The organism is Nocardiopsis mwathae, assembly GCF_014201195.1.
In the GTDB taxonomy this organism is placed as follows: Bacteria; Actinomycetota; Actinomycetes; order Streptosporangiales; family Streptosporangiaceae; genus Nocardiopsis_C; species Nocardiopsis_C mwathae.
On sequence record NZ_JACHDS010000001.1, the window covers coordinates 1,357,219 to 1,379,151 of the forward strand.

Below are 21,933 nucleotides of genomic sequence, written 5' to 3' on the forward strand. Positions count from 1 at the left end.
CGGTCGATGTCCCCCGGGTCGGCGGACGAGCTCCGTCAGGGGGCGGAGAACTCCCAGTGCCAGGGCTCGAAGCCGTTGCGGGCCCACGGCGGGTTGTGCCAGCCGTAGCGTGGCGCGTTGGCCAGCATCCACCCGTGCTCGGCCGATCCGTGCTCGTTGACTCCGCCGCACAGGTCGACCGCGATGCCCAGGCCGTGCGTGCTGGTCCCCGGCCGCGCGGCCATGCCCGCGGCCATCTCGCGGAACAACCGGACCTGCTCGTCCAGGGGACGGTAGGAGTCGGTGACGCACATCGCGCGGCCGAAGCGCTTCGCAAAGGCCCGGTCGAGCTCGATGAACGCGGCCGCGGCGTCGGCGCGGAGCATCTCGCCGGGCTGGGGAAGCGGGCACAGCGCCGAGCGGGGAATCCTCCCGTTCGCGTACTGGCCCAGGTCGCCGCCGGTGCACAGCCGGTCGGAACCGCCATCCGGCGACCCTGCGCTCTGCGGTCGGGTGGCCGGCGCCGCCGCGGCCCCCTCCCCGGAACCGGAGGACGCCGGGTCGCCGGAGCCGTTCCGGGCGGCCTGCTCGGCCCGCGCCAGGGCGCCGGTCCGCCGCTGCTCCGCGCCCGAGGCGCCGCCCGCGGCGCGGGACAGCCGTGCCTCCAGCTCCGACTGCCGGGCGAGCACGCCGGAGACCGCCTCCTCCTGGGCTCGGACCGCGTCGAACGCCTCCCGCTTCGCCTCGGCTGCGGCCTCGGTGGCCTCCTGCTGCTTCTCGACGGCGGAGTCGGCCATCGACCGCAGGGTGTCGGCGGCGACACCGCCGGCGTTGGCCCGGTCGAGGACATGCCCGCGCCGTTCGGACAAGACCTTGAGGTAGGCGGCGCGGTCCAGCACCTCCTGCGGGCCGCCCGGCTCCGACCAGGCGGCGGCCGGGTGCAGGTCGGCACCCTTGTAGGCGGCGCTCGCGTGCCGCACCGCATCGGCCCGGGAGTCCTCGTGGCGCTGGGCCGCGCGTTCGGCGGCGCGCCGGGCGGAACGTACCGCCCGCTCGGCCTCGTCCATGCGCCGGGCCTCGTCGAGATAGCGCAGGATCGCGCGGTCGGCGTCGTCGTACAGGTCGTCCAGGCGTGACCGGACGGCGGCCAGTTCCGCCTTGAGCCCGCCGACGGTGTCGGCCGCGTCGGTCCCGGCGGCCGAGGCGGGGCCGTCCGCGGCCGCCGCAAGGGCGGGTCCGGACCTGCTCTGGCCGGTCGCGGCGTCGCCGACGGGGTCGGCGAGCGCGGTCGGTCCGGACACGGCCAGGGCTGTCAGCGGCGCGGCGAGGCAGAGGCTGAGGGCGGCTGAGCAGGCCGCACGCGTCGCCCCCGACCGACAGGGCGCACCTGGACGATGTGATAACCGTTTCCACTGATCCACGGACGTTCCCCCCGAAACATGCGTGTGCAGTAGTCACATTGGCAGGTGATCGGACCTATCGCCCAGGACGTCGGTGGCGTGTTCGAAAAGTTATCGAGGCGTTGGGGGACCCGTGTCACAGCCGCCCTGGCCTGCGGAATCGGCGCGGTTGGGCGAATAATCCGGTCATCTGGCACGATCTACCCCAAGTCGATTGCCGGAACCGGCGGATCGGGGTATCCGAGGTCTCTGCGTGGATTGGTACGCTATCCACCTCACGTGCACCATTGGTGGTTTATGGAGCACAACGCCTCTCACCCCTCATGAGGCGCGTCCCGGTGCGTCAAGAGCCTCCCTAGTCCTCCGCGCGCCTTCGTCGGCGACAGCAGGCCCCAGCGGCTTTCCCGGCGTCACTCAGGGTTTTCCCGAACGTTGCCGGACCCGAGTACTCATGAGGTCCACGTCCCATCACCCGAGGCGGTGACACGAAAGGTTGCGAGGGTCCGTGTCGACACGAGCGACAGAACATGGAGCCGGCGCCCCTACCGAGGAGCCGACGGAAAACGCCGCAGCCGCAGCGCCCAAGCGCCGCGGCCGCTGGTTCACGCCGCGCAACTGGCGAGTCCGTTCCCGGCTCGTCGCGCTGATCGTCATCCCCACCGCCGTTGCCGTGGTGCTGGGTGGTCTGCGGATCTCCGAGAGCGTCGTGAACACGGTCACCCACGAGCGCATCGAGCGCACCGCCGCGCTGGGTGAGGCCGTTTCCGAACTCGGCAACCGGCTGGGCCAGGAGCGGGCCGCCAGCGCCGTCTACATCGCCGACGACCCCAACCCCGACAAGCGCGACGAGCAGCTGCTCCGCGCCCTGCAGGACCGGATCAACGAGACCCGGGACGCCCAGCAGAAGGTCGAGAACCAGATCAACGAGCTGGGCGACCCCGGCAGCGAGCTGGCCCGCAACCGCCTCTCACAGGTGCAGAGCAACCTGGACAGCCTCGGCACCGTGCGCCAGGAGGTCCAGGACTCCCGCATCACCGTGCTCCCCGCGGCCACCAAGTACCGCCAGGTGATCAACTCCCTCACCGACTTCAACCAGACCATCGCCGAGTCCACCGACGACACCTCCCTGCGGGAGAGTGTGCGCGCTCTCACCGCGATCAGCCGCGCCCGCGAGCACCTGTCCTACGAGTCGGCGCTCATGCTCCACTCGCTGATGCGCGGCTCGATGTCCAGCGGTGTCCAGGAGGCCATCGCCTCCAGCCGGGCGCGCTACGACAACGAGGTCCAGAACTTCACCGGCGCGGCGACCGTCGGCCAGCGGCAGATGTTCGACGACGTCTTCAAGGGCCTTGAGGTCAGCCGGATGGAGACCACCCGGTTGCGCGTCATGATGCGACTGGAGACCGACCAGAAGCTCACCGGCGTCACCGACAACGACGACGCCGGGAGTTATGAGGAGGCCGCGGGCGCGACCCTGGGCAAGATGCAGGAGGTCGAGGAGAAGCTCGCGGCCTCGGTGCGCTCCCAGTCCAACGACCTGGGGTCCACCGCCCTGTGGCGGGCCGTCCTGGAGTCGCTCCTCGTCCTGCTGGTCATCGGCGCCGTCTTCGTCATCACCTCGCTGGTGGTCCGCTCGCTGGTCCAGCCGCTGCGCCGGCTGCGCGAGGGCGCGCTGCGGATCGCCGAGGAGGACCTGCCCGACTCCATCACCCGCATGCAGGAGACCAGCTCCGCGCCCGAGGAGATCGTGGTCCAGCCCATCGAGGTCGGCACCGAGGACGAGATCGGCGAGGTCGCCCGCTCCTTCGACGAGGTCCACCGTGTGGCCCTGCGCCTGGCCTCCGACGAGGCGGCGCTGCGCAGCAACGTCAACGCGATGTTCGTCAACCTCTCCCGCCGCAGCCAGACGCTGGTCGAGCGGCAGCTGCGGCTGATCGACGGCCTGGAGCAGAGCGAGCAGGACTCCGACCGGCTGTCGGACCTGTTCGCCCTGGACCACCTGGCCACCCGCATGCGCCGCAACAACGAGAACCTGCTGGTCCTCTCCGGCCAGGACAACACCCGCAAGTGGGCGCAGCCGGTGCCGCTGGTCGACGTGCTGCGCGCCGCCGCGTCCGAGGTCGAGCAGTATGAGCGGGTCAACGTCCGCGCGCCGTCGCACATCTCCGTGCTCGGCCGCCCCGTCAACGACGTCATCCACCTCGTGGCCGAGCTGGTGGAGAACGCCACCTCGTTCTCGCCGAACGACTCCGAGGTCTCCGTGGAGGCGGAGGCCGCGGACAACGGCGCGGTGCGGATCGAGGTCACCGACAGCGGCATCGGCATGGAGCCCGACGAGCTCGCCGAGATCAACGAGCGCCTGTCCCAGCCGCCCGTCATCGACGTGGCCGTCTCCCGCCGCATGGGCCTCTTCGTCGTCAGCCGCCTGGCCGCCCGCCACGGTATCCAGGTGCGGCTGCGCCCGGCCCGCAACGGCGGCACCACCGCCACCGCGATCTTCCCGCCGGACCTGCTGATCACCCCGGTCGAGCCGGCCGGCCAGCCCGGCGCACTTCCGGCCGTGCCCGACACCTACGCCGAGGCCGCCGCGGCCTTCGCGGCGAACCCGGCCCCGGCCGAGCCCGGCGACGTCTGGCAGACCGGCGACGGGGGAGAGGGCACCCCCTCCGGGCTGCCCAAGCGCCAGCCCGGCGCGGCGGCCCGATCCGATGAGCACCCGCCCAGCGGCGAGGACCTGTGGGGCGGCGCCGGATGGAACACCCCGCCCTCGGCACCGCCGGCTCCGGCGGAGTCGCCGTCCCTGCCCCCGAGCACCCCCCCGGCGGCACCGGAGCCCCCGGCGCGCGCGGAGTGGCCCACCACCCCGCCGGCCGACTCCTCCACCACCGGGGCGTTCGGGACGCGGAGCCCGGCCCCGGAGCGTCCGGGGCAGCCCGGCGGCGGCTCCTTCGGCGGCGACGTATTCGGCGGCGATCCCTACGCCTCCGGAACCACCGGCGCGTTCCCGGCCGAGACCACCGACCCCCGGCACGCGGCCACGCCGGCCGAGCCGCCCGCTGCGGCGCCGGAGCCCCCGGTCCCGGGGTGGACCCCGGCCGGGACCTCCCCGGAGGCGGGCGGAGCCGACGACCGGCGCAGGGAGCCCGAGGCGGTGGTCGACCCGTGGGCCGCCGCCGAGCAGGCCGGGCCGCGCCCGGTCGCCGAGCCCGAGTCGCGCGAGGGTTACGGCTCCACGGCCTACCTCTCCCGCCGGTACGGCAGCAGCGCCGGAGCCAACCACAGCACCGTGGTCCCGCCGTCGCCGGACGGCGGCGAGGCGCTGCCGATCTTCGACGCGATCGAGTCGAACTGGTTCCGCCGCCGCAGTGGCGGCCCCACGGCCGCCGAGCCGGAGACCGGCCCCATGCCCCGCATGGGCGCGGCCGCGGGCACCGGCGCCCCGGCACCGGCACCCGCGGCGACGCCGCAGGTCGCGCCCGAGCCGAGCACACGGGAGTCGGCGGCGCCCGAGCCGCAGCCCGAGGACGAGTGGCGCTCCGACGCGGACCGCGGGTGGAAGGCGGCGCGCTCCGCGGCCGAGCCGATCGCGGGCGGTCTGACGTCCTCGGGGTTGCCAAAACGCGTTCCCAAGGCAAACCTTGTGCCCGGTACGGTTCCCCAACCGGAGAACGTCCGGCAGATCCCCGCCAGGTCCGCCGATCGGGTCCGCAGCCGGTTCTCAGGCCTGCAGCGGGGTGTCCGCGAAGGGCGCGAGCGGGGCACCGGCGAACAGCCGAACGAGGAGAAGTGAGCACGTGTCCAGTGCGACCGCGGCCGGTCAGCGACCGGCCTGCCGAGTCCGGGCCCGCGCGCCCGGGACGCGGGGTGGCCGAAGATCACGGATGGGCCATGAATTAGCATCATCCGCACTTCCAGGACATACGTTCCCCATAAAGTCACTATCGAAGAACACTTGGCTGACTGGCGGCCCCTGCTTGGGTGGCCCGCGCGAAGGCCGGGACGGACAGGAGAGCAGATGAGTCAACCGGTGAATGAGCTCAACTGGCTGATCACTGACTTCGCAAACCGTGTGCCGGACGTCGCCCACGCGATCGTCGTGTCCTCGGACGGGCTCCCGCTCGCCGCGTCGGCGGGGTTCCCTGCGGACCGCGCGGACCAGTTGGCGGCGATCGCCTCGGGGTTGTCCAGCCTGACCCAGGGCGCGTCGCGTGTCTTCGAGGGCGGGGCGGTGGCCCAGACCGTCGTCGAGATGGAGCGCGGGCTGCTGCTCATCATGTCGATCAGCGACGGCTCGTGCCTGGCGTCCCTCGCCTCGGCCAACTGCGACCTGGGGCTGGTCGCCTACGAGATGACCCTGCTCGTCGAACGAACCGGGCGGGCACTGACTCCGGCGGCGCGTACCTCGTGAATCCACTGAACCACCACGGACAGGAGGAAGTGGTGGCACCTCACAGTAGAGATGCCGGGAACGCCTCGTGGTTCGGACGGGAGACCGCCGGCGGCCCCAGAGCCCTGGCGGACGGTCCGGGCGGAGATGTTCCACGACCTAGCCAGCAACCAGTCGACCATCAACCACGGCCGGCGGCCCCCAACGGCCCCAGCTCTCTGGTCCGGCCCTACGCCGTCACCAAAGGGCGGACCAAGCCGAAGTCCCAGCTGCCGCTGGAGGCGCTGATCTCGGCGACGGCGACGGCCCGCAACGAGCAGGGCACCCTCACCCCCGAGTGCCAGGCCATCAGTGACCTGTGCAGGGAGTGGCGCTCCGTGGCCGAGATCTCCGCTCTGCTGCGGATCCCCCTCGGTGTCGCCCGGGTGCTCGTGGCGGACATGTCCGAGCAGGGTCTGGTCCAGATCCGCTCGTCGCTCAACGCCGAGAGCCGGCCCAACGTCAACCTGCTTGAAAGGGTGCTCAGTGGACTTCGCAAGCTCTAGCGCGGCCGATGACGGCGGTGCTGCGGCGAGTGCGATGACGTCGGTCAAGATCGTCGTCGCCGGAGGCTTCGGTGTCGGTAAAACGACGTTCGTGGGCTCCGTTTCCGAGATCGTACCGCTGACCACCGAAGCGGTCATGACCAGCGCCAGCGTCGGGGTCGACGACCTCGCCAAGACGCCGGACAAGCAGACCACCACCGTGGCCATGGACTTCGGCCGGGTCTCCCTGGACTCCGACCTGATCCTCTACCTGTTCGGCACGCCCGGCCAGCACCGGTTCTGGTTCATGTGGGACGACCTGGTCAAGGGCGCCATCGGTGCCGTCGTCCTGGTCGACACCCGGCGGCTCGCCGACTGTTTCCCCGCGATCGACTACTTCGAAGAGGCGCGCCTGCCCTTCATCGTCGCGATCAACGGGTTCGACGGCTACTACCCGCACGCGGCCGACGAGGTCCGCGACGCGCTCACCCTCAGCCCCGAGATCCCGATCGTCCAGGTGGACGCGCGCGACCGCACGTCCACCAAGTCGACGCTCATCACGCTGGTCGAGCACGCGATCACCGTGGGCGACCCGGGCGGCGCCGGCCAGCCGACCTCCACCGGAGGCCAGGGCACCTGGCGCTGACGCCGTGCTCCTGGGGGTAGGCACCCGGCAGTGGTGAGCCCGGGAGCATGGCCGGAAGGCGCCGACCGCGCGGGAGCGGGGCGACCGCGCTCCGCGGCGTCAGTCGGCCGTGCGCATCGCCACCGCGCGCACGGGCGCGCCGTCGCCGGCGGAGAGCCGGATCGGGAACGCGCTGAACACGGGGTCGGGGAAGTCGACCTCGTCCAGGGCGCACAGGTTCTCGACGATGGTGCCGCCCGCGCCCAGGAACGCGTGGTGCGCGTCCCAACCGCCGCCCGGGTGGCGGCCGTAGGGTGTCTCGTCCGGGCTCAGCGTGTCCACCCCGAGCGTGCGCACCCCCAGCTCCACCAGCCACCGCGCCGCCGCGCCGTCCAGGTACGGGTGGTCGAAGTACCGCTCGGTCCGGTAGTACGCCGACCAGCCGGTGTGCAGCAGCACGATCATCCCCGGGCCGAACTCCGCCTCCCAGGGCTCCAGGTCGGCCCGCGTGACGGGGGAGCGGTCGGGTTTCCCGGTCGCGTCCACGACCACGGCCCGGCCGAAGAACAGCTCCAGCGGCAGCTCCTCCAACCGGGGCCCCTCGTCGAGGAAGTGGTACGGGGCATCGGCGTGCGTCCCGGTGTGCGAGGTCAGGTGCACCTCGGTGGAGTTGAACCCCTCGACCGCAGTGGTCGCCGCCACCTCCAGCCGGGGCTCCCGGTCACCGGGGAACACCTGCGTCCCGGCGCCCACGGGACGGCTCAGATCGACGATTCGCGTCGCGCGCATCACGGCACACCTTCCACTCGGCTCACTCGGCCTTCCTCACGCTAACCGGCCCCACCTGGGGATGTGCGACGCGGCCCCGGACAGGGCAGGATGAACGGCGATGACTGAGAACGATCCACAGGGACGGCACGAACCCGGCGCCGACGGCGGTACCGATGCCGGCGCCGACGCCATGACCGACCGCTTTCACGACGTCGCGGAGCGCGTCTGCGACGCCCTGCTCGCCGAGTCCCCCGAATGGGCCAGCGACTTGGGCGACCACCGCCACGACGACCGGCTCACCGACCACTCCGCCGACGCCGACACGCGCCGCGCCGGGATGCTCGGCGACGCACTGGGTGCCCTCGACGAGATCGACGACCTGCTGCTTTCCGCCGCCGACCGGGTCGACCTGGAGATGCTGCGGGACCGTGTCTCCGCCGACCTGTGGCGGCTCACCGAACTGCGGCCGCACACCTGGGACCCCCTCCTCCACCTGCCGGGGGACGCCCTCTACGGCCTGATCACCCGTGCCACCCACCCCGCGGAGGAGCGGGTGGCGTCGCTCTGCGCGCGCCTGGACGCCGTGCCCGACTTCCTCGCGACCGCGCGCACCCGCCTGGCGGGCGGCCCCGGCATGCCGCGCGTCCACGTGGAGACCGCCATCGCCCAGGCCGAAGGGATCGTGACCCTGCTCGGCGGGGAGGTCGACACGCTGCTGGAGCACGCCCCCGCGCTCCGGCCGCGGGTCGATGCCGCGCGCGGCGGGGCCGTGGCCGCGCTCCGCGACCACCTCGACTGGCTCCGCTCCCGGCTCGACGGCGCCACCGCCGACCCCCGGTTGGGCGAGCGCACCTTCGCCGCCCAGCTCTGGTACACCCTCGACTCCGAGATCTCCCAGGACGCGCTGCTGACCCGGGCCGAGAGCGACCTTCTCGCCACCGAGGAGGCCATCGCGGAGGCCGCCGCCGAGTACGACGGCACACCGCGCTACCCCGGCCAGGTGCGCGACGTCCTCGACCGGATCGCCACCGCGACCGCCACCACCGCCGACACCATCCGGCCGCTCGCCGAGGAGGCCTTCGAGCACCTGCTCGGCCGGATGCGGGAGATCGACCTCGCCTCGGTCCCCGACCACCCCGTCAAGGTCATCACGATGCCCGAGGCGCGGCGCGGTGTGGCCGTCGCCTACTGCGACCCGCCCGGGCCGCTGTCCCCGGCCGAGGGCGAGCCCACCCTCATCGCCGTCGCGCCCCCGCCCGCCGACTGGTCGGCCGGGCGGCAGGCGTCCTTCTACCGCGAGTACAACGCCACGCTGCTGCGCAACCTCATGGTGCACGAGGGCATCCCCGGCCACGCCCTGCAGCTCGCTCACGCCGCCGGCTATACCGGCGGCACCCGGGTGCGCCGCGCCCTGTGGAGCGGCACGTTCATCGAGGGGTGGGCCGTCTACTGCGAGGACGTGCTGGCCCACCACGGCTGGGCCGAGGGGGCCGAGCGCGACAACCTCGCGCTGCGCCTGGTCCAGCTCAAGATGCGGCTGCGGATGATCATCAACGCCATCCTCGACGTGCGCACCCACGCCTTCGGCCTCACCGAGACCGAGGCCATGGCGCTGCTCACCGAGCGCGGCCACCAGGAGGAGGGCGAGGCCGCGGGCAAGTGGCGCCGCGCGCAGCTCACCAGCGCCCAGCTGTCCACCTACTACGTCGGCTACCGCGAGGTCGCCGACCTCGCCCGCGACCTCCGCAAGGCGCGGCCCGGCGCCGGGATGCGGGAGATCCACGACGCCATGCTGGCCCACGGTTCGCCCGCCCCGCGCCACCTGCGCACCCTCCTGGGCGTGTGACCCCGGCCGCACCGGCCGCGGATGTGGTGCGACAGTGGTCTCCTGCGGCGCCCGGAGCAGCGGACGCCTCCTATGCTGGAAACCGCCGAGCAGCGGGAGAATGGCTTCCATGACCGAAATCGATGAGGTGAGCGGGCGATGAGCGGTACGGAGCGGGCAGAGTCCGCGGGGAACGCCAAGGACCCCGATGGCTTCGAGCGCCTGTGGACACCGCACCGCATGGCCTACATCAAGGGTGAGAACAAGCCCAAGGGGCCGGCCGCCGGCGACGGCTGCCCGTTCTGCCGCGCCCCGGGCCTGCCCGATGAGGAAGGACTCGTCGTCGCCCGCGGCAAGACCACCTTCGCGGTGCTCAACCTCTACCCGTACAACAGCGGGCACCTGCTGGTCTGCCCCTACCGCCACGTCGCCGACTACACCGAGCTGGACGAGGCCGAGACCGCCGAGCTGGCCGCGATGACCCAGGACGGCATCGCCGCGCTGCGCCGGTCGGCCGGACCGCAGGGGTTCAACGTCGGCATGAACCTCGGCACGCCCGCGGGCGCCGGCATCGCCGCCCACCTGCACCAGCACATCGTGCCCCGCTGGGGCGGCGACACCAACTTCATGCCGGTGATCGGCCAGACCAAGGTGCTCCCGGAGATGCTCCGGGAAACCCGCGCGATCCTCGCCGAGAACTGGCCGGAACGCTAGGACGTGTTCGACGGATCATTCCCGGCTCGCGGCCACCGGAAAGCATCCGCCGAACACGCCCTAGGGCGTGATCCACAGAACACGGTCGAGGGACCACGGAGGCATCATGTCGACACCGGTGCTGGTTTACGACGGGGACTGCGCTTTCTGCAGCTCGTGCGTCGACTTCGCGCTGCGGCGCGTGGCGCCCGGGATCGCGGCGGTGCCCTTCCAGGACGGCGGCGTCACCGACGAGCAGCGCGCCCGCGCCGAGAACGAGGTGCTGGTGCTGCACCCCGACGGGCGCCGTGTCTGGGGCGGCGTCGACGCCGTGGCCGTGCTGCTGCTGGCATCGCCCCATAGCGCCTGGTGGCCGCTGGGAGCGCTGCTGCGCACGGGCCCGGTACGCCCCGTGGCCATGGCCGCCTACCGGTGGGTCGCGGCCAACCGGCACCGGATGCCGGGCGGGACCGCCGCCTGCCGGATCCGTCCGCCCGAGTGAGTCCGACCACGCGCACCGCATCGTGCGCGTGGCGCACCACAGGTGCCACGGACCATCCGCTCTAGGATCTAGAGAAGTCATGCTGCGAATCCTGCGTCCCACCGTCGCCCGGTTGACCCGCCCCGTAGGCCAGGGGCTGGCCCGGATCGGCGTCACCCCCAACATGGTCACCGTCATCGGGGCCGTGGGTGTCGTCGCGAGCTCGATGTACTTCTACCCGCGCGGCGAGCTCTACATCGGCACGATCGTCGTCACGGTGTTCGTGCTGTTCGACATGTTGGACGGCGCGGTGGCGCGCTCCACGGGCAACGACAGCAAGTGGGGGGCGTTCCTCGACTCCACTCTGGACCGTCTCTCCGATGCCGCGATCTTCGCGGGACTGCTGCTGTGGTTCACCGGCGGCGGCAAGGACCCGGTGCTCGCCGGGCTCACCCTGTTCTGCATGATCGCCGGGTTCGGCGTCTCCTACATCAAGGCCCGCGCCGAGGGGCTCGGCGCCAACTGCGACGTGGGCATCGCCGAGCGCACCGAGCGCCTCATCCTCGTCCTGCTCGCCGCCGGCCTGGGCGGCCTGGGCGTCCCCTACGCGCTGGCCGGCGGACTGTGGCTGCTCGGTGTGCTCAGCGCGGTGACCATCGCCCAGCGCCTGGTCGAGACGCGGGCACGGCTCACCGGCCCGCGTCGGCGCGCCAACGACTCCAACAACGTCTGACCCGCTGACCGGCGGACACCTCCGTTCACCCGATCAGCCGACCACCGGGCCCCACGGCCCCGCCCAGAGGCGCGGCCGTGTACCCGCGCCATCACACACGACCACGGAAGACGAGGCGAGAACGGGCATGGACGAACGGACCGCCGCTGCGGCCTTCACCGCGGGTTGGGCGCTGCTCCGCACAGTGCCCGAGGCGCCGGGCCGCCGCGTGTTCGACCGCATCGCCGACCACTCCTGGCGCCGCAGGATCGGCGGTGTCCGGCAGTTGGAGGCCAACCTGCGCCGGGTCGCCGGGCCCGACGCCACCCTGGCCCAGCTGCGCGCTCTCTCCCGGGCCACCATGCGCTCCTACATGCGCTACTACTACGAGATGTTCCGTCTCCCGGCGATGTCGGCGGAGACGGTCCTGGGGCGGGTCCGCGCCACCGGCATCGAGAGGGTCGAGGAGAACATCCGCGCCGGCCGCGGCGTCGTCGCCGCGCTGCCGCACATGGCCAACTACGACCTCGCCGGGGCGTGGATCGCGATGCGCGGAATTCCGCCCACGACCGTCGCGCAGCGTGTCCGCCCGGAGAGCGTCTACCGGCGCTTCGTCGCCTTCCGCGAGAGCATCGGAATCGAGGTGCTGCCGCTCACCGAGGGAGACGGCGACAACTTCGCCACCCTGGCCCGGCGGCTGGGCGACGGCGGCCTGGTGTGCCTGCTCGCCGACCGCGACCTCACCCGCAGCGGCGTCGAGGTCGAGTTCTTCGGCGAGACCGCCCGGATGCCGGCGGGCCCCGCCGCCCTGGCCGAGCGCACCGGCGCCGCGCTGCTGCCGGTGTCCCTCTGGTACGAGGGAGAGGATATGCGCGTGCGCGTGCACGACGAGATCCCGGTCCCCGGCGAGGGCGGGCGCTCGGCCCGGGTGCACGACATGACCCAGCGGCTGGCCGCGGAGTTCGAGGGGGCGATCGCCGAGCACCCGGAGAACTGGCACATGCTGCAGCGCGTCTTCACCGCCGACCTCGGTGCCGACCGCACCGCCCCCGCCCCGGCGCGCCCGGTCGGCGATCCCGGTCCCGGCGACACCCGCCGCGGCAGCGCGCGCGGCGGGACCCTCGCCACTACCGTGGAGGGAGCCCCCGACGCGCCGGCGGATCCGGTCCCGCCGCGCGACGACGACGTCGGCCGGAGGCGGTGAGGATGCGCGTAGGCCTGGTCTGCCCCTACACGTGGGATGTCCCCGGGGGCGTTCAGCAGCACGTGGGCGACCTCGCCGAAACGCTCATGGAGTTCGGCCACGAGGTCTCGGTCCTGACCCCCTGCGAGTCCGACACGGACCTACCCGACCACATCGTGCCCGCCGGGCGCGCCGTGCCCGTCCCCTACAACGGGTCGGTGGCGCGACTGGCGTTCGGCTTCCGGGTCGCGGCCCGGGTGCGGCGCTGGATCCGCGAGGGCGGGTTCGACCTGCTGCACGTCCACGAACCCGCTGCCCCGAGCCTGTCCCTGCTGGCCTGCTGGGTCGCCGACGGGCCGATCGTCGCCACCTTCCACACCTCCAACCCCCGGTCGCGGGCGATGTCGGTGTCGGCCGCCGCACTGCGCACCGCGCTGGAGAAGATCAGCGGCCGGATCGCGGTGTCGGAGGCCGCCCGCACGACCCTCGTCGCCCACCTCGGCGGCGACGCCGTCCTCATCCCCAACGGGGTCGCGGTCCGGCGGTTCGAGAAGGCCGAGCCGCTGGACGGCTGGCCCGGCGCGGGCGGCGCGATCGGCTTCGTGGGCCGCCTGGACGAACCCCGCAAGGGGCTGGGGGTACTGCTGGACGCGTTCACCGCCCTGGGCCGCGAGCGCGGTGGGCTGCGCCTTCTCGTGGCAGGCCCCGGCGACACCGCCGAGGCGCTCGGGCGCGTCCCCGCCGACCTGCGCGACCGGGTGGCGATGCTGGGGCGCGTCGACGAGCAGGCCAAGATCCGCGCCTACCACTCCGTCGACCTGTTCTGCGCCCCCAACCTGGGCGGGGAGAGCTTCGGCATCGTGCTGACCGAGGCGATGTCGGCCGGGGCCGCCATCCTGGCCAGCGACATCCCGGCGTTCCGCCACGTGCTGCGCGGCGGCGAGGCCGGCCACCTGTTCGCCGCGGGCGACCCCGGCGCCCTGGCCGGGGGTGCCGCCGAACTGCTCGACTCGCCGACCCGCCGCCGCGCCCTGTCGGCCTCGGCGCGGGCCGCGGTGCGCGGCTACGACTGGCGCACCGTCACCGAGGACGTGGTCCGGGTGTACGAGACCGTATTGGCCGGGGCCGCGGCCGGGCCGGTGACCGCCGGACGGCGCGAGGAGGAATGAGCCGTGGCCGAACTGCTCGCCGTCGTCTTCGCGGTCCTCGCGCTGCTGGTGCTGTCGGGCTTCTACGTCTCCTGGCGGGCCGGTCGGCTGGACCGGCTGCACACCAGGGTGGAGACCGCGCAGGCGTCCCTGGACGCCGCCCTGGAGCGCCGCGGTGCCGTCGTCCTGGAGCTCGCCTCGGCGCCCGAGCTGGAGCCGGCCTCGGCGGTGCTGCTGGCCGACGCCGCGGGCAAGGCGCGCCGCGCCGGCGACCGCGCCGCGCGCGAGCTCGCCGAGAGCAACCTGTCGCGCGCGCTGCGCGCGGTGGTGGAGGAGCCCGGCTTCGCCGACGCTATGGCCGCGACCCGCGACCCGGTCGGGGACGACCTGCTGGCCGAGGTCGAGGCCGCGGCCAAGCGCGTCCACCTGGCCCGGCGCTTCTACAACGACGGCGTCGCCAGTGTCCGCGAGGCGCGCTCCAGCCGCCTGGTCACCCTGTTCCGGCTGGCCGGGCATGCACGTATGCCGGAGTTCTTCGAGATGGACGACGAGCCCCCGGCGTGGAGCGCCCCCGCCTGAGCCGGCCGTCGTCCGAGACCGGCCGCGGGACGGACAGAGTGTCGAGAGCCCGCGGCGAAAGGCACCGAAATGTCCTGAGAAAGGTGGGGAGGAGAGGATCTAGTATGGGGGGTGAAGCAGCCCGGATGCGGACCGATCGCGGCGCATCGCGGGCGGGTAATCCCCTCTCCGCTGACGAACTGGGAGTCCGGCACCGTGGCCAACACCGTTGAGAACCCGACCGAGAGCACCGTGGGTACCACCCGCGTCAAGCGAGGCATGGCAGAGCAGCTCAAGAACGGCGTGATCATGGACGTGGTCACCCCGGAGCAGGCCAAGATCGCCGAGGATGCCGGTGCCGTCGCGGTCATGGCCCTGGAGCGCGTCCCCGCCGACATCCGCAAGGACGGTGGCGTGGCCCGGATGTCCGACCCGGACATGATCGACGGCATCATCGAGGCCGTCTCCATCCCGGTCATGGCCAAGGCCCGCATCGGCCACTTCGTGGAGGCACAGGTCCTGCAGTCCCTCGGTGTCGACTTCATCGACGAGTCGGAGGTCCTCACCCCGGCCGACGAGGCCTACCACATCGACAAGTGGGCCTTCACCGTCCCCTTCGTCTGCGGCGCCACCAACATCGGCGAGGCGCTGCGCCGCATCGCCGAGGGCGCGGCCATGATCCGCTCCAAGGGCGAGGCGGGCACCGGCAACGTCGTCGAGGCGACCCGGCACATGCGCTCCATCCGCTCCGAGATCAAGCGCCTGGGCACCCTTGACGAGGCCGAGCTGTTCGGCGCGGCCAAGGAGATGCGCGCGCCCTACGACATCGTCAAGGAGGTCGCGCGCCTCGGCAAGCTCCCGGTCCCGCTGTTCTCCGCCGGCGGTGTCGCCACCCCCGCCGACGCCGCCCTGATGCGCCAGCTCGGCGCCGAGAGCGTCTTCGTCGGCTCCGGCATCTTCAAGTCGGGCGACCCGGCCAAGCGCGCCGACGCCATCGTGCAGGCCACCCTGCACTACACCGACCCCGAGGTCATCGCCAAGGTCTCCCGCGGCCTGGGCGAGGCCATGGTCGGCATCAACCTCGACGAGCTCGACGACACCCAGCGCTACGCCGGCCGCGGCTGGTAGCCCCGCCCGGCCTCACGGCTCCGCCGGGCCCCTGAGACGCAGGGGCCGGCGGAGCCGTGCCGCCGTGTGTCGTGGCCGGAGCACCACAGCGTCTAGGCTGGATGTCCGGGTGGCCGGACGAGCGCGCCCCGGCCACAAGCCCCGGCACCGTGAACCAGCGAGCGAGGGAGTCCGTTGTCCGCCACACCCACCATCGGGGTCCTCGCCCTCCAGGGAGACACCGCCGAACACCTGCATGTCCTCGACGGGCTCGGCGTGCCCGCACGCCCCGTTCTGCGCCCCGAGGACCTCGACGGGATCGACGGCCTGATCCTCCCCGGTGGCGAGTCGACCACGATGTCCAAGCTCGCGGTGCGCTACGAGCTGATGGACCCGATGCGCGAGCGCGTCCACGAAGGGCTCCCGGCCTACGGCACGTGCGCGGGCATGATCCTGCTCGCCGACCGGATCCTGGACGGCACCGCCGACCAGCGGACCGTCGGGGGGATCGACATGACGGTGCGGCGCAACGCGTTCGGGCGGCAGACCGAGTCCTTCGAGTCGAAGGTCGACATCGAGGGGGTCGACGGAGGGCCGCTGGTGGCGGTGTTCATCCGCGCACCCTGGGTCGAGTCGGTGGGCCCGGACGTCGAGGTGATCGGCCAGGTCACCCACGGAGACCGGGCCGGTAGGATCGTCGCGGTACGTCAGGGGGCCCTGCTGGCCACCTCATTCCATCCCGAACTCACCGGGGACGCGCGTATCCACCGGCTCTTCGTCGACATGGTGAAAGGAAACGCATGAGCGGCCACTCCAAGTGGGCCACCACGAAGCACAAGAAAGCCGTCATCGACGCCAAGCGAGGCAAGCTCTTCGCCAAGCTGATCAAGAACGTCGAGGTGGCCGCGCGTACTGGTGGTGGCGACCCGGATGGCAACCCGACGCTGTTCGACGCCATCCAGAAGGCGAAGAAGAACTCGGTCCCGCTGGACAACATCGAGCGCGCCCGCAAGCGCGGGTCCGGTGAGGAGGCCGGCGGGTCCAACTGGGAGACCATCATGTACGAGGGCTACGCCCCTGGCGGCGTGGCCCTGCTCGTCGAGTGCCTCACGGACAACCGCAACCGCGCGGCGTCGGAGGTGCGCGTGGCGGTCACCCGCAACGGCGGCTCCATGGCCGACGCCGGATCGGTGTCCTACCTGTTCACCCGCAAGGGCGTGGTGATCGTACCGAAGGAGGGCACCTCCGAGGACGACGTCACGCTCGCGGTCCTGGACGCCGGCGCCGAGGACGTCAACGACCTCGGCGCGGCCTTCGAGGTCGTCTGCGAGGCCACCGACCTGGTACCCGTCCGCACGGCGCTGCAGGGGGCCGGCATCGACTACGAGTCGGCCGAGACCTCCTTCCTGCCCAGCATGGAGGTGCCCCTCGGTGAGGAGGACGCCAAGAAGGTGATGCGCGTCGTCGACGCCCTGGAGGACTCCGACGACGTCCAGAACGTGTTCACCAACGCCGACATCCCCGACGAGGTCATGGAGAAGATCGGCTGACGGCGCGGCACACCCGCACTCTGCGCCTCGGGCCCCGCTGCACCGCAGCCGGGGCCCGAGGCGTTCGCCGTGAAGGCCCCATCGCCCGATATGGTGGGCGACGCCCAGCCGCGGCCCGGCTCCACGGGCCGCGCCGTCCCCCGATCGAGCAACGGTGAGGAACCAGGCCGATGAACGCGCCCGGAGAGTACCCCTACGACCCCTCCCAGCCCTACGGCTACCACCAGCCGCCGCCCGGCGGCCCGGGTACGCCGCCGCCCGGCGGCCCCTACGGCCCCGGCACCCCGCCTCCACCGCCGGGCGGGGCCGTGCCGCAGGCGCCGGTGCCCAAGGGCTTCTTCGGATCGCTGTTCGATCTCTCCTTCCGGGACTTCGTCACATCCAAGATCATCAAGCTGCTCTACATCCTGTGGCTCGTGATGATCGGCCTGTTCACCCTGAGCGGCATCATCACCGCCTTCACGATCATGGCGATCGAGCCCGTCAGCGGGTTCCTCACCCTGGTCGGCGCCGTCCTCGGCGGTGCCATCGCGGTACTCATCACCCGCGTCGGGCTCGAACTGCTGATCGTGGTCTTCCGCATCAGCGAGGACCTGTCCGCCATCCGCCAGCGCGGCGGCTTCTGAGCCACCCCGCGGGGAGGCCCGCGCCGCGGGCCTCCCCGCGGTTCCCCTGCCGCGGCCTCCGCCCCGGGCATGTCGATGATCCACCGCTGTCCCCACCTGCCGGTAGGCTCGGACCCCGCGAACGGGCGTTCGACGCCCGGCGCGCCCCGAGCCGAGGCGGTACCGCGACCAGCGCCCCACGCCGCGGCGACCACCCCTCGACGGACGACACGGAGGAAGCGCGCGTGCGGGTATTGGGAGTCGACCCGGGTCTCACCCGGTGCGGCATCGGCGTCGTCGACGGCGCCATCGGGCGGCCGCTCGGCCTCGTCGCCGCCGGCGTGGTGCGCACCGCCGCCGACACCGAACTGCCCGCCCGGCTCCTGGGAATCGAACAGGGCATGGAGGCGTGGCTCGACGAGCACCGCCCCGACGCCGTCGCGGTCGAGCGCGTCTTCGCGCAGCACAACGTCAGTACCGTCATGGGCACCGCACAGGCCAGCGCCATCGCCATCACCTGCGCGGCCCGCCGCGGCCTGCCGGTCGCCCTGCACACCCCCAGCGAGATCAAGGCCGCCGTCACCGGCAGCGGCCGAGCGGAGAAATCCCAGGTCCAGCACATGGTCGCGCGGCTGCTCAACCTCGATGCCGCGCCCAGGCCCGCCGACGCCGCCGATGCCGTCGCCCTGGCCATCTGCCACATCTGGCGGGGCGGCGCCCAGGACCGGGTGGCCCGCGCCCAGCAGGAGTTCGCCCGCAAGGTGGAGATGGCGCGGCGTGCCCGCGGATGACGCGGGACCGCGCTCCGCACCCGCCCCACCGCACACCCACCGACCAGGATCCACGAGAGGAAAGTAGGAGAATGCCGTGATCGCGTTCCTCAGCGGCCGCGTGGCGGCCCGGGGCATCGGCACCGCCGTCATCGAGGTGGGCGGCGTCGGCATGACCGCGCAGTGCACCCCCGCCACGCTGGCCGCACTGCGGGTGGGGGAGCCCGCCACGCTGGCCACCTCCCTCGTCGTCCGGGAGGACTCCCTGACCCTCTACGGCTTCGCCGACGACGACGAGCGCGACGTCTTCGAGCGCGTCCAGACCGCCGGCGGGGTCGGGCCGCGCCTGGCCCTGGCCATGCTCGCCGTGCACACGCCCGACGCGCTCCGCCAGGCCGTCGCAGCGGAGGACACCGCCGCGCTCACCCGCGTCCCGGGCATCGGCAAGAAGGGCGCCCAGCGGATCGTCCTGGAACTGCGGGACAAGCTCGGCGCCCCCACCGGCGCACCGGGTACAGCCGACGGCACGGCCGACACCGCGGCACCCGCGGCCGCCGCGCCTTGGCGCCCCCAGGTCGTCTCCGGTCTCGTCAACCTGGGCTGGTCCGCCCGGGACGCCGAGGCAGCCGCCGACGCCGTCGCTCCCCAAGCCGACGAGCGGCCCGATGTCGCCGTGCTGCTCCGCAGCGCCCTGCGCTCCCTCAGCCGCGCCTGACCCCCACCATCCCTTCCGCCGGTTCCGGCAGGATCGACCCGATACGCGGTGACCGCGGTCGGTACCCCCGGGACCGGCGGGAGGAGGAAAGGAAACCGCCGACGCCATGACCGAGCACGAACGCGACATGGTCTCACCCGACGCCGACGCAGACGACCGGGCGCTCGAAGGCGCCCTGCGCCCCCGGAGGCTGGAGGACTTCGTCGGCCAGGAGCGGGTCCGCGAGCAGCTGTCGCTGGTGCTGCGCGGCGCCCAGCGGCGCGGCCGCGCCCCCGACCACATCCTCATGTCGGGCGGACCGGGCCTGGGCAAGACCACGCTGGCCATGATCATCGCCGCGGAGCTCGGCGCACCGCTGCGGATCACCTCCGGCCCGGCCATCGAACGCTCCGGCGACCTCGCGGCGGTGCTGTCCACCCTGCAGGAGGGCGAGGTGCTCTTCCTCGACGAGATCCACCGCATGGCGCGGCCCGCCGAGGAGATGCTGTACGTCGCCATGGAGGACTTCCGGGTCGACGTCGTCGTCGGCAAGGGGCCCGGCGCGACCGCGATCCCCCTCGACATCGCGCCGTTCACCCTGGTCGGGGCCACCACCCGGGCCGGGCTGCTGCCGGCCCCGCTGCGCGACCGGTTCGGGTTCACCGCGCAGATGGACTTCTACCGGCCCGACGAGCTCGAACTCATCCTGCGCCGCTCGGCCGGGCTGCTCGGCGTCGCCCTCGACGACGACGCCGCCGTCGAGATCGCCGGACGCTCCCGGGGCACGCCGCGTATCGCCAACCGGCTGCTCCGGCGCGTGCGGGACTACGCGGAGGTGAACGGCGACGGCCGACTCACGCTCGGCACCGCGCGCGCCGCACTCACCCTCTACGAGGTCGACGGTCAGGGGCTGGACCGGCTCGACCGCGCAGTGCTGGACGCCCTGCTGCGGCGGTTCCGCGGCGGCCCGGTCGGGCTGTCCACCCTCGCGGTGTCGGTGGGGGAGGAGCCCGAGACCGTGGAGGTCGTCGCCGAACCGTTCCTGGTGCGGTCGGGGCTGATCGCCCGCACACCCCGCGGCCGCGTGGCCACCCCCGAGGCGTGGGAGCACATGGGCGTCACCCCGCCCCCGGGCGCCGCCTTCGGCGCCGGGATCTGCGACGGCGCGTCCGCCGACCCGCCGGAACCGTCCTGACCTCGTGATCCGGCCGACACCGGGAGCACGTAAGCTGAGTGGCGGAACTCACCGGCGCGCGGTCTCGCCCGTGCCGCGCGGCCCTCGCCGCCGGACCGGAACGGCCCGAGCATGAGCCGTCGGGAACATGTGGCCCGCGCCGCCCGTTGACCAGGGCGCGACGTTTCGTTTTCCATGCCCGCGTGGCGGTGGCCACGAGCAGACACACAAGGAAGGACACCCCGTGGAGGGCCAAGACATACTCCTAGCGGCCGCCCAGCAGGACGGCGGCGGCATCCTTGGGATGATCCTCCCGTTCTTGCTGATCGCGGTCGTGTTCTGGCTGCTCATCCTGCGCCCGCAGCAGAAGCGGCGGCAGCAGGAGGTCCAGATGCAGAGCACGCTGCAGCCGGGCGTGGAGGTGCTGACCAAGGCCGGCTTCTACGGCACCGTGGTCGAGGTCCGGGAGAACGAGGTCGAACTGGAGATCTCTCCCGGCTCCCGGATCCGGATGCTGAAGATCGGCATCGGTGACGTCGTCACCCCCGGCCAGGGGACTCCGGATGACACCCCCGTCGAGGACCGCCCCGACTTCCCCGGCGGCTCGGGCGGCCCCAAGAACTGACCGCCGCGCCGCCGAGGCGGCGACCGGCGAGGCACTGGCGCACCGGCCCCGCACCGCGGGGCCGGTGCGCGTTGTTCGCCGTCGTTCCCGCCGCGGCCCCTGATCCCCCACCCCTGGACCCCGAACCTCCGACGAAGGCGAGACGACCCCACACCATGGCCGAACAACTCACCCGCCGCGACGACCTGAGCGACCTGATCGCGGCGGGCATCCGCGACGTTCCCGACTTCCCCAAGCCGGGCATCACGTTCAAGGACATCACCCCGCTGCTGGCGACCCCGGCCTCGCTGCGCGCCGTGGTGACCGCCGTCGCCGACCGGTACGCGGGCGCGGGCGTCGACACGGTCGTCGGCTTGGAGGCCCGAGGGTTCATCCTGGGCGCGCCCGTCGCCCTGGAACTCGACGCGGGTTTCGTTCCGATCCGCAAAGCCGGGAAACTGCCCTCGCGGACACTGCGGGAATCCTATGATCTGGAGTACGGCACCGCGACGGTCGAGATGCACGCCGACGCGATCACTCCTGGTAGCCGCGTGCTCATCGTCGATGACGTGCTGGCCACCGGCGGCACAAGCAGGGCCGCGGTGGAGCTGGTCCGCAAAGCGGGTGGTACCGTCGTGGGACTCTCGGTCCTGATGGAGCTCGCCTCCCTCCAGGGCCGCGATCAGCTGTCCGACGTGAACGTCCACGCTCTCACCGTGGTCTGAGCCCGTCCCCTCCGGTTCCGGTGCTCCCGGCCGTCCCCTCCGACGTGCGGAGATGCCCACAAATCGGGCATTAGACTTACGGGCATAGCCGAGCTACGACGGCGCGTCGGTACTGGTGAGCCGATCGTTCACGACGCAGACGTCAACCCGGCGGGCCGCGAGGGCGACGACCGTTCCCTTCTCGGGCACCGGGCCGAGCCGCGGGAGGGATGTCCATGCCACGTGAGGTACTTTCGGCCGAGACCGCGCCCGAGAGCCAGCACTCACCGACGTCCGCCCTTCCACCGGCGGGTGCGGCCGCACCCCGTGCGGAACGGCCGCGAAGATCAGAGTGTCCGGTGGGCGCCGCGGATTCCGCGGCGCCCACCGCTCGACAGGGCCGGGACGCCCCGGCGGCCGGAGGACGGCCGGACGCGGA

The 21,933-nt window shown here is 72.7% G+C and carries 23 protein-coding genes; 20 read left to right on the forward strand and 3 right to left on the reverse strand.

All coding sequences use genetic code 11. From position 1 onward, the window contains the following. Positions 1–35 precede the first annotated feature (35 nt). Entirely contained in the window at positions 36–1,280 is a 1,245-nt protein-coding gene (locus HNR23_RS05460) for a D-alanyl-D-alanine carboxypeptidase family protein (protein ID WP_343070431.1), read from the reverse strand. 604 nt (positions 1,281–1,884) lie between these two features. Between HNR23_RS05460 and HNR23_RS05465 the strand changes: the two genes are divergently transcribed. The 4 genes from HNR23_RS05465 (at position 1,885) to HNR23_RS05480 (ending at position 6,936) form a co-directional block, all read left to right on the forward strand. Then, the gene (locus tag HNR23_RS05465; protein WP_184074120.1) at positions 1,885–5,169 is read left to right on the forward strand and encodes a nitrate- and nitrite sensing domain-containing protein; all 3,285 of its coding nucleotides are present in this window, start codon (positions 1,885–1,887) and stop codon (positions 5,167–5,169) included. 225 nt (positions 5,170–5,394) lie between these two features. Continuing rightward, entirely contained in the window at positions 5,395–5,787 is a 393-nt protein-coding gene (locus tag HNR23_RS05470) for a roadblock/LC7 domain-containing protein (protein WP_184074122.1), read from the forward strand. A 29-nt stretch (positions 5,788–5,816) separates the two neighbouring features. Beyond that, a complete protein-coding gene (locus tag HNR23_RS26575; protein ID WP_343070432.1) occupies positions 5,817–6,311 on the forward strand; it encodes a DUF742 domain-containing protein in 495 nt (164 codons plus the stop codon). Between the two features lie 34 nt (positions 6,312–6,345). Continuing rightward, complete coding sequence (locus tag HNR23_RS05480) at positions 6,346–6,936, forward strand: GTP-binding protein (protein ID WP_184079948.1); 591 nt, start codon at positions 6,346–6,348, stop codon at positions 6,934–6,936. Positions 6,937–7,035: 99 nt separating this feature from the next. Here the strand turns inward: HNR23_RS05480 and HNR23_RS05485 are convergent, their stop codons facing one another. Continuing rightward, positions 7,036–7,704 (reverse strand): cyclase family protein, encoded by a 669-nt coding sequence (locus tag HNR23_RS05485; protein ID WP_184074124.1) that lies wholly within the window; start codon positions 7,702–7,704, stop codon positions 7,036–7,038. A gap of 172 nt (positions 7,705–7,876) precedes the next feature. Between HNR23_RS05485 and HNR23_RS05490 the strand changes: the two genes are divergently transcribed. From HNR23_RS05490 to HNR23_RS05565, 16 genes are all read left to right on the forward strand, one after another. Next, positions 7,877–9,532, forward strand: a complete 1,656-nt coding sequence (locus HNR23_RS05490) for a DUF885 domain-containing protein (protein ID WP_221308413.1) — start codon at positions 7,877–7,879, stop codon at positions 9,530–9,532. Positions 9,533–9,670: 138 nt separating this feature from the next. Then, the gene (locus tag HNR23_RS05495; RefSeq protein ID WP_184074128.1) at positions 9,671–10,225 is read left to right on the forward strand and encodes an HIT family protein; all 555 of its coding nucleotides are present in this window, start codon (positions 9,671–9,673) and stop codon (positions 10,223–10,225) included. A 106-nt stretch (positions 10,226–10,331) separates the two neighbouring features. Continuing rightward, positions 10,332–10,706: a thiol-disulfide oxidoreductase DCC family protein gene (locus HNR23_RS05500; protein ID WP_184074130.1), complete on the forward strand. Its 375-nt coding sequence runs from the start codon at positions 10,332–10,334 to the stop codon at positions 10,704–10,706. Between the two features lie 79 nt (positions 10,707–10,785). Beyond that, positions 10,786–11,418 carry a phosphatidylinositol phosphate synthase gene (gene pgsA, locus HNR23_RS05505; protein WP_184074132.1) on the forward strand — a complete coding sequence of 211 codons (633 nt, stop codon included), beginning with the start codon at positions 10,786–10,788 and terminating at the stop codon, positions 11,416–11,418. Positions 11,419–11,545: 127 nt separating this feature from the next. After that, on the forward strand, positions 11,546–12,601 hold the full coding sequence (locus HNR23_RS05510; RefSeq protein WP_184074134.1) for a phosphatidylinositol mannoside acyltransferase: 1,056 nt from the start codon (positions 11,546–11,548) through the stop codon (positions 12,599–12,601). A 2-nt stretch (positions 12,602–12,603) separates the two neighbouring features. Further along, positions 12,604–13,749, forward strand: a complete 1,146-nt coding sequence (locus tag HNR23_RS05515; protein ID WP_184074136.1) for a glycosyltransferase family 4 protein — start codon at positions 12,604–12,606, stop codon at positions 13,747–13,749. A gap of 3 nt (positions 13,750–13,752) precedes the next feature. Beyond that, the gene (locus tag HNR23_RS05520; RefSeq protein ID WP_184074138.1) at positions 13,753–14,307 is read left to right on the forward strand and encodes a LemA family protein; all 555 of its coding nucleotides are present in this window, start codon (positions 13,753–13,755) and stop codon (positions 14,305–14,307) included. A 195-nt stretch (positions 14,308–14,502) separates the two neighbouring features. Continuing rightward, the gene (gene pdxS, locus HNR23_RS05525; protein WP_184074140.1) at positions 14,503–15,414 is read left to right on the forward strand and encodes a pyridoxal 5'-phosphate synthase lyase subunit PdxS; all 912 of its coding nucleotides are present in this window, start codon (positions 14,503–14,505) and stop codon (positions 15,412–15,414) included. Positions 15,415–15,588: 174 nt separating this feature from the next. Then, complete coding sequence (pdxT, locus tag HNR23_RS05530; protein ID WP_184074142.1) at positions 15,589–16,197, forward strand: pyridoxal 5'-phosphate synthase glutaminase subunit PdxT; 609 nt, start codon at positions 15,589–15,591, stop codon at positions 16,195–16,197. Beyond that, on the forward strand, positions 16,194–16,943 hold the full coding sequence (locus HNR23_RS05535) for a YebC/PmpR family DNA-binding transcriptional regulator (protein ID WP_184074144.1): 750 nt from the start codon (positions 16,194–16,196) through the stop codon (positions 16,941–16,943). Before pdxT ends, HNR23_RS05535 begins: the two co-directional genes overlap by 4 nt. A 170-nt stretch (positions 16,944–17,113) precedes the next feature. Then, positions 17,114–17,569 carry a DUF4282 domain-containing protein gene (locus HNR23_RS05540; RefSeq protein WP_184074146.1) on the forward strand — a complete coding sequence of 152 codons (456 nt, stop codon included), beginning with the start codon at positions 17,114–17,116 and terminating at the stop codon, positions 17,567–17,569. A gap of 224 nt (positions 17,570–17,793) precedes the next feature. Further along, positions 17,794–18,339 carry a crossover junction endodeoxyribonuclease RuvC gene (gene ruvC, locus HNR23_RS05545; protein ID WP_184074148.1) on the forward strand — a complete coding sequence of 182 codons (546 nt, stop codon included), beginning with the start codon at positions 17,794–17,796 and terminating at the stop codon, positions 18,337–18,339. Between the two features lie 76 nt (positions 18,340–18,415). Then, positions 18,416–19,033, forward strand: a complete 618-nt coding sequence (ruvA, locus tag HNR23_RS05550) for a Holliday junction branch migration protein RuvA (protein ID WP_184074150.1) — start codon at positions 18,416–18,418, stop codon at positions 19,031–19,033. Between the two features lie 106 nt (positions 19,034–19,139). After that, a complete protein-coding gene (ruvB, locus tag HNR23_RS05555) occupies positions 19,140–20,207 on the forward strand; it encodes a Holliday junction branch migration DNA helicase RuvB (RefSeq protein ID WP_184074153.1) in 1,068 nt (355 codons plus the stop codon). Positions 20,208–20,490: 283 nt separating this feature from the next. Then, positions 20,491–20,811, forward strand: a complete 321-nt coding sequence (gene yajC, locus HNR23_RS05560; protein ID WP_184079949.1) for a preprotein translocase subunit YajC — start codon at positions 20,491–20,493, stop codon at positions 20,809–20,811. 155 nt (positions 20,812–20,966) lie between these two features. Next, a complete protein-coding gene (locus tag HNR23_RS05565; RefSeq protein WP_184074155.1) occupies positions 20,967–21,515 on the forward strand; it encodes an adenine phosphoribosyltransferase in 549 nt (182 codons plus the stop codon). A gap of 93 nt (positions 21,516–21,608) precedes the next feature. Here HNR23_RS05565 and HNR23_RS27130 read toward each other — a convergent pair whose 3' ends face one another. Then, the gene (locus HNR23_RS27130; protein ID WP_281381825.1) at positions 21,609–21,737 is read right to left on the reverse strand and encodes a hypothetical protein; all 129 of its coding nucleotides are present in this window, start codon (positions 21,735–21,737) and stop codon (positions 21,609–21,611) included. Positions 21,738–21,933: the final 196 nt, after the last annotated feature.

What these genes read in the sequence shown, in the direction of transcription:
- HNR23_RS05470 (WP_184074122.1), top strand. Translation starts at nt 5,395, where the DNA reads ATGAGTCAACCGGTGAATGAGCTCAACTGGCTGATCACTGACTTCGCA.
- HNR23_RS05480 (WP_184079948.1), top strand. Translation starts at nt 6,346, where the DNA reads ATGACGTCGGTCAAGATCGTCGTCGCCGGAGGCTTCGGTGTCGGTAAA.
- HNR23_RS05485 (WP_184074124.1), bottom strand. Translation starts at nt 7,704, where the DNA reads ATGCGCGCGACGCGAATCGTCGATCTGAGCCGTCCCGTGGGCGCCGGG.
- HNR23_RS05490 (WP_221308413.1), top strand. Translation starts at nt 7,877, where the DNA reads ATGACCGACCGCTTTCACGACGTCGCGGAGCGCGTCTGCGACGCCCTG.
- HNR23_RS05495 (WP_184074128.1), top strand. Translation starts at nt 9,671, where the DNA reads ATGAGCGGTACGGAGCGGGCAGAGTCCGCGGGGAACGCCAAGGACCCC.
- HNR23_RS05500 (WP_184074130.1), top strand. Translation starts at nt 10,332, where the DNA reads ATGTCGACACCGGTGCTGGTTTACGACGGGGACTGCGCTTTCTGCAGC.
- pgsA (WP_184074132.1), top strand. Translation starts at nt 10,786, where the DNA reads ATGCTGCGAATCCTGCGTCCCACCGTCGCCCGGTTGACCCGCCCCGTA.
- HNR23_RS05510 (WP_184074134.1), top strand. Translation starts at nt 11,546, where the DNA reads ATGGACGAACGGACCGCCGCTGCGGCCTTCACCGCGGGTTGGGCGCTG.
- HNR23_RS05515 (WP_184074136.1), top strand. Translation starts at nt 12,604, where the DNA reads ATGCGCGTAGGCCTGGTCTGCCCCTACACGTGGGATGTCCCCGGGGGC.
- HNR23_RS05535 (WP_184074144.1), top strand. Translation starts at nt 16,194, where the DNA reads ATGAGCGGCCACTCCAAGTGGGCCACCACGAAGCACAAGAAAGCCGTC.
- HNR23_RS05540 (WP_184074146.1), top strand. Translation starts at nt 17,114, where the DNA reads ATGAACGCGCCCGGAGAGTACCCCTACGACCCCTCCCAGCCCTACGGC.
- ruvB (WP_184074153.1), top strand. Translation starts at nt 19,140, where the DNA reads ATGACCGAGCACGAACGCGACATGGTCTCACCCGACGCCGACGCAGAC.
- yajC (WP_184079949.1), top strand. Translation starts at nt 20,491, where the DNA reads ATGATCCTCCCGTTCTTGCTGATCGCGGTCGTGTTCTGGCTGCTCATC.
- HNR23_RS05565 (WP_184074155.1), top strand. Translation starts at nt 20,967, where the DNA reads ATGGCCGAACAACTCACCCGCCGCGACGACCTGAGCGACCTGATCGCG.